The 14,797-nt window shown below is 72.4% G+C and carries 7 protein-coding genes; all 7 read right to left on the bottom strand.

What is annotated here, in order from left to right; translation table 11 throughout:
* Positions 1-5: 5 nt before the first annotated feature.
* The 7 genes from ACFV57_RS13875 to ACFV57_RS13845 all read right to left on the bottom strand — a co-directional run bounded on the left by ACFV57_RS13875 (position 6) and on the right by ACFV57_RS13845 (position 14,770).
* Complete coding sequence (locus ACFV57_RS13875) at positions 6-716, bottom strand: thioesterase II family protein (RefSeq protein ID WP_385230179.1); 711 nt, start codon at positions 714-716, stop codon at positions 6-8.
* A 411-nt stretch (positions 717-1,127) separates the two neighbouring features.
* Entirely contained in the window at positions 1,128-2,033 is a 906-nt protein-coding gene (locus ACFV57_RS13870; RefSeq protein WP_385230176.1) for an RNA polymerase sigma factor SigF, read from the bottom strand.
* 227 nt (positions 2,034-2,260) lie between these two features.
* Complete coding sequence (locus ACFV57_RS13865) at positions 2,261-2,692, bottom strand: DUF3662 domain-containing protein (RefSeq protein ID WP_385230406.1); 432 nt, start codon at positions 2,690-2,692, stop codon at positions 2,261-2,263.
* Between the two features lie 459 nt (positions 2,693-3,151).
* Complete coding sequence (locus ACFV57_RS13860; protein ID WP_385230173.1) at positions 3,152-3,982, bottom strand: ABC transporter permease; 831 nt, start codon at positions 3,980-3,982, stop codon at positions 3,152-3,154.
* On the bottom strand, positions 3,979-4,932 hold the full coding sequence (locus tag ACFV57_RS13855) for an ABC transporter ATP-binding protein (protein ID WP_385230170.1): 954 nt from the start codon (positions 4,930-4,932) through the stop codon (positions 3,979-3,981). Before ACFV57_RS13855 ends, ACFV57_RS13860 begins: the two co-directional genes overlap by 4 nt.
* A 59-nt stretch (positions 4,933-4,991) precedes the next feature.
* Complete coding sequence (locus ACFV57_RS13850; protein ID WP_385230167.1) at positions 4,992-9,407, bottom strand: amino acid adenylation domain-containing protein; 4,416 nt, start codon at positions 9,405-9,407, stop codon at positions 4,992-4,994.
* Positions 9,392-14,770, bottom strand: coding sequence for an amino acid adenylation domain-containing protein (locus ACFV57_RS13845; RefSeq protein ID WP_385230164.1), 5,379 nt, complete (start codon positions 14,768-14,770; stop codon positions 9,392-9,394). Before ACFV57_RS13845 ends, ACFV57_RS13850 begins: the two co-directional genes overlap by 16 nt.
* Between the last annotated feature and the right edge of the window lie 27 nt (positions 14,771-14,797).

Below are 14,797 nucleotides of genomic sequence, written 5' to 3'. Positions count from 1 at the left end.
CGGATTCAGGGCCGGGGCGCTGTGGCCGTGACGAGTTCCCGTACCGCGCGGGACACCAGTGCGGCCGGGTCGGACTGGAAGTAGAAGTGGCCTCCGGGCAGCACCTGCACGCCTGAGAACCGCGTGCTGTACGCCTCCCAGCCCCGCAACTCGCCGGTCGGCACCCCCGCGTCACGGTCCCCGGCGAATACGGTCATGGGCACCGGCAGGGCCCGCGCGCCATCCGTCGGCCGCCAGCGCTCCGCCAGCGCCAGATCCGCGCGCAGCACGGGCTCCAGGAGCCGCCACAGTCCGGGGTCCGCCAGCACGTCCGGCGGTGTGCCGCCCATCTCCAGCACGGCCTGCCGGAGCCGCGCCGCGGGAAGGTCGTGCCGCTGCCGGGACCTGATGTGGAACTCGGGCGGACGCACACCGGAAATTCCCACCCACCGGGGCAGCGGAAGGCTCCGGTCGCGCAGGAGGTGCGACAGCTCGAACGCCGCGATCCCGCCCATGCTGTGCCCGAAGAGGGCGAAGGGGCATTCCGTCCACGGCCGGAGGTCTTCCAGCCATACCTCCGCCAGCTCTCCCGCGGTACGGCAGAGGGGTGACGCGTACCGGTGGCCCCGTCCGGGAGCTTCGGTCAGACACAGCTCCCAGTCCGGGGGCAGATACGCCGCCCAATTCCGGTACGGCACATGAGAACCGCCCGCATGATGCAAGACGAACAGGCGCATCGTCGGCTGATGTACCGGCCGTGGTCGCACAACGGCGTCATCACTCACCGAGCCCCTCCATTCCCGTGGACACGCGAAAGCCCCGGGCAGCGGAATTCGGTGGGGCAACGCCGTGTTGGTGAACAGATCCTGGCATGCCCCTCGGAATCCGGTCACCCGCACTAAGTCCCCACTCGAAGGGTCTTTGGTCCTGTGACGCTCGTTCACCATGCCGGGATACACATGCGTTTCCCGCCGGGCGGATATTCGAGGGCCGACGGAAGTCGCGCGGCACCTCGGAAAGAGGACGAGGCCGGGGAACAGCGCGCAGCCGTGCGGGCACAAGGATGCCGGTACTCCCTGAGCCGACAGCGGGCCCCTCCCCGGTGCTCCGCCGGGGAGGGGCCCGCACTCAAGCGATCAGGCCGGTGATCAGGCTTCGGCGCACATCCCCGTACGGAGCTTGCCCAGGGTCCGGGCCAGGAGCCGGGAGACGTGCATCTGGGAGATCCCCAGGGCCTCCCCTATCTTCGACTGGGTCATCTCGCGGCCGAACCGCATCTCGATGATCTGGCGCTCCCGCTCGTCCAGTTCCTGCAGCAGCGGGGCGAGGGCGTGCAGGTTCTCCACCGTCTCGATGGCGGGGTCGGCCTCGCCCATGGTGTCGGCCACCGTGCGGGCCCGGCCGCTCGCCGGGCCGTCGTCGGACTGTTCGTTGGGCGAGTCGAGGGAGCCGGCGGCGTAGCCGTTGGCGGCGACGAGGCCGTCGAGGACCTCCTCCTCGGTGATTTTCAAATGGGCGGCCAGATCCTTGACCGTGGGGTCCCGGTCGAGGGCGCCGGCCAGCTGTTCCTTGGCCTTGGCGATCTCGACCCGCAGTTCCTGGAGCCGGCGCGGGACGTGCACCGCCCAGCTGGTGTCGCGGAAGAAGCGCTTGATCTCGCCGACGATGTACGGCACCGCGAAGGAGGTGAACTCCACCTCGCGCGACAGGTCGAACCGGTCGATCGCCTTGATCAGGCCGATCGTGCCCACCTGGATGATGTCCTCCATCTCGCCGCTGCCGCGGTTGCGGAACCGGCTCGCGGCGAACCGCACCAGGGACAGGTTCATCTCGATGAGCGTATTGCGCGCGTACTGGTATTCGTGCGTGCCCTCTTCGAGAACCTGGAGCCGGTCGAAGAACAGCTTCGACAGCTCACGCGCGTCCTTGGGAGCAATCTTTCCCGCATCCTCGACCCACGGCAGCCCTTCGGCAACGCCCCGTGTCTCGCTCGACGGCCCGTCCGTGCCGGCCGTCTGTCCGAGCTCCACAGTCTGCACTGCTGCCGTTGTCATGACTCGCCCTTTCCTGTGCCGATGACGATTCGTGAAGGCGGGTTCCCCGATCTCCACCACTCATTCCTCACAGATCAAAAACAGTCTCCGCAGGTCGTGGCAGTGGCGGAATACGCCCCCTGGGAGTACGGCGGAGGGCCAACGATCAGGGCGATTAGCGACGTTGGCAGCATAAGCCGCAAGTAAGACAAGAGCGGCAAAACGCTACTCCCGTGGTGGCCGTGGTGTCACCACGAGGGCTCCGCCGGCCGGGGCGCCTCCGGAGGTGTCCCGCTGAACGCGCCCGCCAGGATGTGGGGCATGGCCTGGCTCGATATCCGGTAGCGCCCTTCGAGGGGCTCCTCGGCGCCGGTCACGTGGACGGTGAGCGGCCCGGCCCACTCGTAGTCGTGCCGCACGCCGTGCCGCGCCAGCACATCGGTCAGTTCCCGGCCGATCTGCCCGTCACGCTCGCCGAGCTGCTCGTGGACGGCCGGGGCGAGTTCGACCTTGTAGGCGTTGGGGACCAGTACCCGGCGCTTGCCACACACCACGGCGTGGCCGTCGCATTCGCGTCGCAGGTCGTCGCAGAGCTCGACCGGGTCGTTGCCGAGCACCTTGGCGACCAGAGCGCTCTCCCAGTGCTCCACCGTCTTCTCCATGCGCGTGAGCATTCCCATGCCCAGCCGGGTGCCCGGTTCGCGGTATCCCATTCGGCACCCGTCCGGCACGGCGGACCACGGCGGGCGACGACCCGCGGCGCGCGTCCTTTCCGTACCGGCTACGGCTGTTGGATCTCCGGGGGCGCCGGGGGCGCGGGAGCGGCGGGAGCCGCCGGGGCCGGGAACGGCGGCGGTTCCTCGGTCGTGGGCGACTTCGGGCGAGCCGGCTGCGGCGCGACCGGAGCCGCGGGCGGGGCCGGCGCGGCGGGCGCGGGCGCGGCGGGCCGGGGCGGAGCCGGAACGCGGGGCTCGGATTCCGGGTTCTCACGCGGTTCGGACAGGGTGGTGAACATGGTGTTTCCCCTTCCGGGAGGAATTCGGCGTCTTCAGGAATTCAGGAGTCCGGTGTTCGGAGTTCGGAGCATGCGTGGCCCGGCCGGTGCTGTCGGTGTGCACCACGGCACGGGCCGGTGTGCGCTACTGCATGACACGGCGGGCGAACGAGCGCATGGCGAGCCATACGAATCCCGCCGCGCCCACGGCGAGGGCCAGGAGGAAGGCCCAGGACGGCATGTGGTCGATCTGGGGTGTCAGGACGGCCCGCAGGCCTTCGTTCATGTAGACCATCGGGTTGAAGAGCACGGCGATCTGCAGCCAGGGGGTGCCTTCCAGGGCCGTCCAGGGGAAGTAGACGCAGCCGAGCATCATGGCGGGGAACATCACCAGGGTGAAGAGCACCTGGATCTGGCGCGGGTCGATCCGGGTGGCCAGGTACATCCCGATCGCCGAGGCCAGCACCGCGCCCGCGAGCAGGACGAAGACGAGCATCGGCCAGTTGGCGACCTCCACCGCGGGCCCCTGGCCCTGCGCGTGCACCAGCAGTACGACGGGGAAGACCAGGATGCCGGCGACGAGGCCCTCCACGACGGCGGAGAGGATCTTCTGCAGCCCGAGCACCCGGACCGACACCGGCGCGAGCGCCCGGTCCTCGATGGCGCCGGGTCCGGACAACTCCATGACCAGGGGGAAGGTCACCGCGGCCATGGCCTGCAGGACCATGGAGGAACCCACCAGCCCCGGCACCATGATGGTGGAGAAGGCCTCTCCCCCGGGGCCTGCTCCGCCGCCGACCTTCGGCAGCACATAGGCGAAGACGAAGACGAACAGCAGCGGCTGGATGATGATGCGGACGGCGCTCATCACGAAGTTGCGCCGCAGTACCCGGGCGTCGCGCGCCATCATGGCCGCGAAGGTGTGCAGGGCGCGGCTCCTGGCGGGTGGTGCCTTGGTGAGCACGGTGGTGGTCATTCGCGGAACTCCCGTCCGGTGAGGGTCAAGAACACGGTTTCCAGGCTGGGGCCGATCTGGGAGGCGTCGACGACGGTGAGCCCGGCCTTGGCGGCCAGCGCGACCAGGTCGCTGAGCACGCCGTCGGCGTCCTTGGCGAAGACCCGTACCTGCCCGTCCGTGGCCTCCACCCGGTCGGCCCGCGCCATCGCGCGGACCGCGGCGAGGTCGAAGGCGCCGCCCTCGTGGACGACGGTGACGACGGTTTCCGCGCCGATGGACTCGCGCAGCGCCTTGACGCTGTCGCAGGCCAGGACCCGGCCGTGGTCGATCACGGCCAGCCGGTCGCACAGCGTCTCGGCCTCTTCCATGTAGTGCGTGGTGAGAAGGATCGTCTGCCCGTCGGCCTGGAGTCCGCGCAGGATGTCCCACAGGTGGAGGCGGGACTGCGGGTCGAGCCCGGCCGTCGGCTCGTCGAGGAAGAGCACGTCCGGGCTGTGTACGAGGGCCCGCGCGATCATGACGCGTTTGAGCTGTCCGCCGGACAGTTCGAAGACCCGTGCCCGCGCGCGGTCGGTCAGTCCGAAGAGTTCGAGCAGCCGCTGCGCCCGGGCGCGGGCGTCCCGCCTGCCGAGGCCGAAGTACCGGCCGCGGAACTCCAGGTTCTCGGCCACGGTCAGCTCGATGTCGAGGGTGTTGTCCTGCGCCACGACCCCGATGCGCCGCTTGACCGCCACCGCGTCGGCGGCCACGTCCAGGCCGCAGACCTCCGCGTGGCCCGCCGTGGGACGGACCATCGTCGTCAGCATGCCGATCGTCGTGGACTTGCCGGCGCCGTTCGGCCCGAGCAGCCCGAAGAACTCTCCTTTCGTCACGCTCAGTCCGAGGCCGCGCACGGCCTCCACCTCGCCGCCCGGCCCGTGGTAGCTCTTGCGCAGGCCGTCGGCGTGGATCGCCAGGTTGCCGGACATCCGGGTACCTTCCTGTTGTCGCCGGTCCTCCCGAGAGGGCCGTGTCGCGGTGTCATGGGTCATGTCCTGTGCCTCGCGTCCTGGTGGGGTGCGCCGTCCTCCGGCGTCGCGGCCCGCGGCGGACCGATCGCGAGCCGGCCGATCTTCGCGGCGGGCTCGGCCGCCACCTGCCGCAGTACGCCGGTCAACTGGTCGGCGAGCGCCTCGACGGTCCGCGGCTCGAACACGTCGGCGCTGTACCGGACGACGCCTTCGACGCCGGCCGGCCCGCCTCCGGGGGCCCGCAGCTCCCGCAGGGTGACGGCCAGTTCGCTGCGCGCGGCGCCCCGGTTGAGGTGTGCGGGCGGCAACGGCCGCGCCGTGAGTCCTGGCAGGTCCCAGGGCGCTTCCGGCAGGTTCTCCAGCCCGGTGATCATCTGGAACGGCCGGTGTCCGAGGCGTTCCTCGACGAGCTGGGACGGCAGGTCCTGGTGGGCGTAGGCGGCGAGGTCGGCCTTGCGTACCCGGCGGACGAGTTCGGCGAAGGTCGGGTCCCCGCCCGCGTCCGCGCGGAGCACCAGGTGGTTGGCGAAGAGGCCGACGACGTCGCTCGTCGCGTGGTCGGCGCGGCCCGCGGAGACCGTGCCCATCGGTACGTTCTCGGCGCCCCGCCGCGCCCACAGCGCCGCGAGGGCCGCGCGCAGCACCATGAACAGGGTGGCCCGCTCGCGCCTGGCGGTCTCCAGCAGCGCCCGGTGCACGGCCTCGTCGACGGTGAAGGTGACGTCGCCGCCCAGGCCGGTGGGCTCCGCGGGCGGCGTCCGGTCCCGGCGCAGCAGGGGCTGTTCCGGCAGGTCGGCGAGTACGCCGGTCCAGTAGGCGAGGCGGCGTCCGAACGGGCTGTCCGGCTCGTCCAGGCGCGCCGTCTGCTCGTGCAGGTGCACGGCGAAGTCCGCGTACTGGACGGGCAGCGGCGCCCACCCTGGTTCGTCGCCGGCCGCCCGCGCGGCGTACGCGGTGGACAGGTCGCGGGCGATCAGTCCGGTCGACCAGCCGTCCGCGGCGATGTGGTGCACGATGATCTGGAGCACGTGGTCGTCGGGCGCGAGGGCGAAGAGCGTCGCCCGGCTCGGCGGCCCGGTGGCCAGGTCGAAGGAGCGGGCGTGGGCCTCCTCCATCGCCCCGGGCAGGTCGTCCTCGGTGACGGGGACGACGGTCAGCGGCGAGCGGGCGGGGTCGGTGACCTCCTGTCCGCCGGTCGCCGGGAAGCGGGTGCGCAGGGACTCGTGCCGGGTGACGACGTCGTACCAGGCGGCGTCCAGGACGTCGGTGCGCAGCGGGCCGCCGAGCCGGACCGTGAGCGGGATGTTGTACCGGGATTCGCCGGAGACCATGGAGCGCTGGCCGGGCGTCAGGGGGATGACGTCGGGGCGCGGGCCGGCGGTCAGTCCGTTCTGGTCCGCGGTGCCGGCCAGGCGGACGGCGAGGGCGGCCGGGGACGGTGCCTCGAAGAGCACCCGTACTTCGAGGTCCTTGCCGAGGACGGCCTGGACGCGGCCGGCCAGGCGGGTCGCCAGCAGGGAGTCGCCGCCGAGGTCGAAGAACCCTTCCTCGGCGCCGACCCGGGCCACGCCGAGGACCTCGGCGAACAGGGAGCACAGGAGTTCTTCGACGGGTGAGCTGGGGCCGCGTCCGCGGTAGCCGGCCGGGTGGTCGGGGGCAGGCAGCGCGGCCCGGTCGACCTTGCCGTTGACGGTCAGCGGCAGTTCGTCCAGGACGACCGTCGTGGACGGCACCATGTAGTCGGGCAGCCGCTCGGCCGCGAAGTCCCGTACGCCCGCGGTCTCCCCCACGACGTAGGCGACGAGCCGTTTGTCGCCGGGCCGGTCCTCGCGGGCCAGCACGGCGGCCTGCGCCACGCCGGGGCACCGGGCGAGGACGGCCTCGATCTCGGCGAGTTCGATCCGGAAGCCCCGGATCTTGACCTGGTCGTCGGCCCGCCCGAGGAAGATCAGGTTGCCGTCCGCGTCCCAGCGGACCAGGTCGCCCGTACGGTACATCCGCCCGCCGCCGTACGGGCACGCCACGAACCGCTCCGCGGTCGGCGCCGCACGGCCGAGGTAGCCGCGCGCGACACCGGACCCGGCGACGTACAGCTCGCCGGTGACCTCGGGCGGGACCGGCCGCAGCGCGGCGTCGAGCACGTACACCCGTACCGCGTCGCGCGGCCCGCCGATCGGCAGGACGGCCGGGGCCGGGGCGCCGGGCCCGACGACGTGGGTCGTGGCGCAGAGGGTGGTCTCGGTCGGCCCGTACAGATGGCTGACGGTGACGCCGGGGCAGGCGTCGCGGACGCTCGCGACGGCCTCGGCCGGCACCGCGTCGCCACCGGTCAGGACGTGCCGCAGGTCGGCGAAGCACTCGGGGGTCTCCTGCGCGAGGACGCGGAAGAGACCGGCCGTCAGGTGCACGGCCGTCAGCCCGTGGTCGGTGACCAGGCGGGCCAGTGTCTTCGCGGTGATGTCGGCCGGGGGCGCGACCACCACCCGGCCGCCGTTGAGGAGCGGGACCCACAGTTCGAGGGTGGAGGCGTCGAAGGTGTGGGGGGCGTGGAAGAGGACACGGCCGGTGGCGATGCCGTCCCAGCAGGTGTCCTGGGCGAGGGCGGCGATGTTGCCGTGGGTGGCGACGACGCCCTTGGGGGTGCCGGTCGAGCCGGAGGTGTACATCACGTACAGGCCGGAGTCCGGTGTCACCCCGCTGGCGAGGGCCTGATCGGAGTGGTCGCGCAGGGCCTCCTCGACGTCGGCCCCGGTCAGGACGGCGGCGGGTGCCGCGTCGTCGAGCAGGGCCCGTACCCGCTTGGCGGGCTGTGCGGTGTCCACCGGTACGGCCACCGCCCCCGCCTTGGCGATGCCGAGCAGCGCCACGACGAGTTCCGGCGAGCGGGCGAGCGTCACCACCACCCGGTCCCCCGGCCGGGCGCCGGTGGCGTGCAGGTGCCGGGCTATCCGGTTGGACCGCGCGTCCAGCTGACGGTACGTCAGGGTCGTTTCGCCGGAGACCACCGCGATGTCGTGCCCGTGCTGCCGTACGGTCCGCTCGAAGAGGCCGGTGACGGTCGCCGGCGCGACGCCCGGGGCGCCGGTGTTCGCGCCGTGCAGCAGCCGGTACCGTTCGCCGTCGAGGAGCACGTCGATGTCACCGGCCAGGATGTCCGGGTCGGCCGCCAGCTGTTCCAGGATGCCGATGAACCGGGCGGCGAGGAGTTCCGCGCTCCGGGCACTGATCAGTTCCGGACGGTGGGTCAGCAGGAACAGCAGCTCGGGGCCCGGGAAGACGGCCAGGCTGACGGGGTAGTGGCTGACGTTGTGCGCGCGTACGGGGGTGAGCTTGAGCGGGGGCCCGTCCTCCTCCTCGGTGGCGCCCCGCGGGTAGCTCTCGTAGACCATCAGGCTGTCGAACTCGGCGCCGGGTCCGCCGGCCCGCTGGATCTCGCTGAGGCCCAGGTACTGGTGGGATATCAGGGCGCCCTGCCGGGTCTGTACGTCGGTGAGCAGTTCGGACACCGGGCGGGAGGCCGTCAGGGGCACGCGTACGGGGACGGTGTTGATGAAGAGCCCGAGCATGGACTCGACGCCGCGCAGCTCGGCGGGCCGGGCAGCCACGGTCGCGCCGAACACCACGTCGTCCCGGCCCAGGAGGCGGCCGAGGAGGAGCGCCCAGGCTCCCTGAACGAAGGTGTTGGGGGTCAGGCCGTGGCGGCGGGCCAGTTCGGTGAGTGCCCCGGTGGCGGGCGCGGCCAGCTTGGCGTGCACCTGGCCGTGTCCGGCGGCGGCCGGCGGGCGGCTCGTCGCCGGTGCCAGCAGCGTCGGCGCGCGCAGCCCGGCGAGGTCAGCCCGCCAGGCGGCACGTGAGGCCTCCTTGTCCTGGGCGTTCAGCCAGCCGAGGTAGTCGCGGTAGGGCGTGACGGGCGGCAGGCCGGTGGGGTCGCCGCCCGCCTCGTAGAGGGTCCACAGCTCGTGCTGGAGGGTCGGCAGCGACCAGCCGTCCATCAGGATGTGGTGATTGGTGAGGATCAGCCGGTGCCGGGCCGGTCCGAGGCGGAGCAGGACCAGCCGGAGCAGCGGCGGTACGGCCAGGTCGAAGCGCCGGGCGCGTTCCTCGTCGGCGAGGCGCTCGGCCTCGGCGAGGGCGGCCCGCGGCGGCCGGTCGGTCAGGTCGATGTCGTGCCAGGGCAGGGTCACGCGTGCCGGGATGACCTGGACGGGCTGTTCGAGGCCCGGTGGCTGGCGGAAGCAGGCCCGCAGGGTGGCGTGCCGGGCCACCAGGGCCTGCCAGGACGCCCGCAGCGCGGCCGCGTCGAGGTCGCCCCCGATGTCCAGGACGTCCTGGACGACGTAGGTGTCCTCGGCCTTCTCGTCGTACAGGGAGTGGAACAGCAGCCCCTCCTGCAGCGGTGTCAGCGGCCACACGTCCTCTATGCGGCGGTCCACGGCATACCTCCTCCACCGGGTACTTCGTTGAAGTCGTCCTCCAGTGCCTCCAGCTGGCCCAGCGTCAGGTCGACCAGCGGCAGGTCGGAGGGGGTCAGGCCGCCCGCGTCGGGTGCCTCGGCGAGCGCGGCCAGGCCGGCCAGCAGGGCGGTCCAGCGGTCGGCCAGCCGTACGGCGTCGTCCTCGGTGAGGGCTCCTTCCAGCCACGACACGAGCAGCACCAGTTCGGGACCGCTGTCGCCGTCGCGGACCAGGCCGCCGAATTCCAGCGTGTGCAGGGCGGGCAGTTCCGGGTCGGCGTCGGCGCCCATGGAGCGGGGGCCGGCCGGCTGCCAGTCGCCCGTGTCCGGGCCCGCGACGGAGAACCGGCCCAGGTAGTTGAAGCCGGCCGTGGGCGCGGGCAGGTCGTCCCCGTACGGCTGGGCGGCCTGTTCCTTGACCCGCTTGAGCAGCCGGTCCGCGGCCGGGCCGCCCGCGCGCACCTCGTCGAAGTCGGTGACGCCCGCGTCCAGGCGGACCGGGCGCAGGGTGGTGAACCAGCCCACCGTCCGCGACAGGTCCAGGTCTCCGTCGCGGCCGTGCCCTTCGATGTCGAGGACGACCGGGCCCGGCCGTTCCTCGGTGAGGGCCGCGGTGAGCGCGGCGAGCAGGACATCGCCCGTCGTGGCGTGGAAGGCGGCGGGGACGGTGGTCAGTACGGCGGACGTGGTCCGCGCGGGCACGGTGAACGTACGCTGCCGCAGCTGCCCTTCGGTGCCCTGGGCCGGCCCGGCGGGCCGCGGCGGTCCCGCCGTCGCCGCCTGCCGGGCGTAGCTGCGGAACGAGGCCGCGACCGGCGCCAGCGGCGCGTCGGGGTCCGTCCAGGCGGCGGCGAGGTCCGGCAGCAGGATGCGCCAGGACACCGCGTCGAAGACCAGGTGGTGGACGACGATCGCGAGCCGTCCGGGCCGCCCGGTCCCCCGGTCGAACCAGACCGCTCGCAGGGTGGTGCCGGTCCGCGGGTCGAGGCGGCCGGACGCCGCCCGCGCCTCGGTGTCGATCAGCTCTTCGAACGCCTGGTCCGGCAGTCCCCGGGCGTCCACGCGCCGGACCCGGTCCGGGACCGGGGCCGCGTCACCGACTTCGAGGTACGGTTCCGCGTCGCCCGGGACGACCAGGCGGGCCCGCAGCATGGCGTGGTGGGCCACCACCTTCTCGACGGCCCGGGTCAGGCGGTCCGCTCCCGCGTGGGCCGGGACGCGTACGACGGTCCACTGCGCGAACCTGGCGGCCAGTGTGGCCGGGCCGCCGCGCGCGGTCAGCTCCCGCATGATCGGGGTGAGGGGTACGGTTCCGTCCCCGTCCTCGTGGTGGACGTCGTCCTCCGTGACGGGCTGCGCGGCGAGGGCGAGGGCTTCCGGTGTCTTGTGCTGGAAGACGTCCGCCGCGCTGATCCGGTACCCGGCTTTCGCGGCACGGGCGACGAGCAGCAGGGAGACGATGCTGTCACCGCCGAGTTCGAAGAAGTTGGCGTCCGCGGCGACCGGGACGGCTGTTCCCGGGACGGTGTCCGCTCCCGTGTCCGCTTCCGGTGTCCCGAGGCCGAGGAGGTCCGCGAACAGGCGGCAGAACAGCGTTTCGAGCGGTGTGCGGGGCGCGCGTCCCGCGGCGGCCGCCGGGTGGTCGGGTGCGGGCAGCGCGGCCCGGTCGACCTTGCTGTTGACGGTCAGCGGCAGCTCGTCGAGAACCACCGTCGCCGACGGCACCATGTAGTCGGGCAGCCGCTCGGCCGCGAAGTCGCGTACGTGCTGCGCGTCCCCGACGACGTACGCGACGAGGCGCTTGTTCCCGGGCCGGTCCTCCCGCGCGAGCACCGCGATCTGGTCCACGCCGGGGCACCGGGCGAGGACGGCCTCGACCTCGGCGAGTTCGATCCGGAAGCCCCGGATCTTGACCTGGTCGTCGGCCCGGCCGAGGAAGACGAGGTTGCCGTCCGCGTCCCAGCGAACCAGATCACCGGTCCGGTACATCCTCCCGCCCCCGTACGGGCACGCCACGAAGCGTTCCGCGGTCAGCGCTGCACGGCCGAGATAGCCACGCGCGAGCCCCTGCCCGGCGATGTACAGCTCGCCGGCCACGCCCACCGGGGCGGGGCGCAGGAACCGGTCCAGGACGAAGACCGCGGTGCCGTCGCGCGGGCGGCCGATCGGCAGGACGGACGGTGCTTCCGTACCGGGGGCGAGGGTGTGCGTGGTGGCACACAGGGTCGTCTCCGTCGGCCCGTACAGATGATGGACGGTGGCGCCGGGGCAGGCTTCGGCGACGCGGGCGACCGCCTCCGGGGGCACCACGTCACCACCGGTCAGCACGTGCCGCAGCCCCGCGAAGCAGCCGGGGGACTCCTGCGCCAGCGCCCGGAACAGCCCGGCCGTGACGTGCGCCGCCGTGACCCCGTGCGCCGCGACGAGCCCGGCGAGCGTCCCGCCGTCCATGTCGGCCGCGGGCGCGACCACGACGCTGCCGCCGTTCAGCAGCGGCACCCACAGCTCGAAGGCGGACGCGTCGAAGGCGTGCGGCGCGTGGAACAGCACCCGGCCCGCTCCGATGCCGCCCCAGCACGCGTCGTGCGCGAGGGCCGCCGCGCCGCCGTGGGTGACCAGCACGCCCTTGGGCGTCCCGGTCGAACCGGAGGTGTACATCACGTACAGGCCGGAATCGGGCGACACCCGCACGGGAGGCGGGGTCGCGGGGAAGCCTTCGAGTGCCTCCTGCGCCACGGCCTCGGTCACCACCAGCGCGGGCGCGGCGTCCTCCAGCAGGAACCGCACCCGCTCGGCCGGATACGCGGTGTCGACGGGGACGAACACCGCCCCCGCCTTGGCGATCCCGAGCAGTACGGTCACCAGCTCGGCGGTCCGCGGCAGCAGTACCGCCACCCGGTCCCCCGCGCCGACGCCCTTCGCGAGCAGGTAGTGCGCGAACCGGTTCGCCCGCGCTTCCAGTTCCCGGTAGGTCAGGGTCAGCGCACCGGACACGACGGCGGGGGCGTCCGGGCAGCGGGCCGCGGCCTGCTCGAACAGGTCGGGCACCGTGCGGTCGGCGGCGCCGGTGCCGGGCTGCCCGATGTTCACCCCGGACACGAGCCGCTGCTGCTCCCCGTCCAGGAGGATGTCCAGATCGCCCACCCGGGCACGGGAGTCGCCGGCGAGCCGGCCGAACACCTCCACCAGCCGCGCGGCCAGGGCCTGCGCGGTGGCCGGGTCGAACAGGTCGGTGGCGAACTCCAGCAGGCCGTCGAGGCCGCCGCCGTCCGGCCGTTCCCGCAGCACCACCGACAGGTCGAACTTCGAGGAGGTCAGTCCCACCGGGACGACCTCGGCATCGAGGCCGGGCGCCGCGAAGTCCGTGCCGGGTGCGTTCTGGAGGGCGAAGGCGACCTGGAAGAGCGGGTGCCGGGCCAGCGAGCGGACCGGGTTCAGCGCCTCCACCAGGTTTTCGAAGGGGAGGTCCTGGTGGGCGTAGGCGGCGAGGTCGGTCTCCCGCACCCGGCCGACCAGGTCGGCGAAGGAAGGATTGCCGCCGACGTCCGTACGCAGCACCAGCGTGTTGAGGAAGTTGCCCACGAGCCCGTCGAGGGTCTCGTCGGTGCGGCCCGCGATGGGGGTGCCGAGCGGGATGTCGTCCCCGGCGCCGAGGCGCGACAGCAGCGCCACGACGGCGGCTTGCGTGACCATGAACAGCGTGGCATCGCACTCCCTGGCGATCTCCAGGAACCGCCGGTGCACGGCGGCGTCCACGGTGAACGGGAGCATCGCGCCCCGGTGGCTCGCTGTGGCCGGGCGGGGCCGGTCGAAGGGCAGTTCCAGGTGTTCCGGCAGGTTGGCGAGGGTTTCGGCCCAGAAGGCGGCCTGCCGGCCGAACAGCCCGTCGTCGGTGTCCTGGGTGAGGAGTTCGCGCTGCCAGAGGGTGAAGTCGGCGTACTGGACGGGCAGCGGCGCCCAGCCGGGCGCACGGCCCTCGGCCCGCGCCGCGTACGCCGCCGAGAGGTCACGCATCAGCACGCCCATGGACCAGCCGTCGGCGGCGATGTGGTGCACGACCATCAGCAGGACGCGATCGGTGGGCGACAGCTCGAAGAGCGTGATGCGCCAGGGCAGTTCCGTTTCGATCCGGAATCCCCGGGCGGCTTCGTCGGCGAGGGACGCGTCCAGCGTTTCATCGGTGACGGCGACGACGGGGATACGGGCCGGTACGGCCGACAGGGTTTCCTGGCGGGCGTGGCCGGCGTTCTCCGGATAGCGGGTGCGTAACGTCTCGTGCCGCGCCACGACATCCGCCCACGCCGCCTCCAGCGCCGCGGTATTCAACTCCCCGGTCAGCCGGACCGCAAGAGGAATATTGTTGGTCGCACTCGGCCCCTCCAGACTGTGCAGGAACCACATCCGCTGCTGACCGAACGACAACGGCAACGGATCAGGCCGCCCCACCGGCACCAACACCGGCCGCACCGCCTCGAACTCATCCAACCGCCCCGCCAGACCCGCCACCGTCGGCGCCTCGAACAACGCCCGCACCGAAATCTCCACACCCAACGCACCCTTGACCCGACTCGCCAACCGCGTCGCCAACAACGAATCCCCACCCAGAGCAAAGAAACCGTCATCAACACCCACCCGCTCCAGACGCAAAACCTCCGCAAACAAACGGCACAGAATCTGCTCCTGCGGAGTACGCGCCACACGCTCCGAAACAACCACCCCATAATCAGGCGCGGGCAACACAGCCCGATCAACCTTCCCATGGGCCGTGAGCGGCAACTCGTCCAGAACCACCGTCGCAGAAGGAACCATGTAGTCCGGCAGCCGTCCGGACGCGAATTCCCTTATGCGTTCCGCATTTCCGACGACGTACGCGACCAGCCGCTTGTCACCGGGCCGGTCCTCCCGTGCCAGCACCGCTACCTGCGCCACGCCGGGGCACCGGGCGAGGACGGCCTCGACCTCGGCGAGTTCGATCCGGAAGCCCCGGATCTTCACCTGGTCGTCGGACCGGCCCAGGAACACGAGGTTGCCGTCCCGGTCCCAGCGGGCCAGGTCACCGGTCCGGTACATCCTCCCGCCGCCGTACGGGCACGCCACGAAGCGCTCCGCCGTCAGCGCCGCACGGCCCAGATACTCACGCGCCACCCCACGCCCCGCCACATACAACTCCCCCGCCACACCCACCGGAACAGGCCGCAGGAAACCGTCCAGCACGAAGACCCGGACGCCGTCCCGAGGACCGCCGATCGGCAGCACCGCGGGCACCTTCGCCCCCGGGTCGAGGGCGAACGTCGTCGCGCACAGCGTGGTCTCGGTCGGCCCGTACAGATGACGTACCGTCACGCCGGGGCAGGGCGGCCATGACGCTCG

Origin of the sequence: Streptomyces sp. NPDC059788, assembly GCF_042732265.1 — a bacterium.
In the GTDB taxonomy this organism is placed as follows: Bacteria; Actinomycetota; Actinomycetes; order Streptomycetales; family Streptomycetaceae; genus Streptomyces.
Note: the sequence above shows the minus strand (reverse complement) of the source record. Positions and strands in the feature narration are given on the sequence as shown.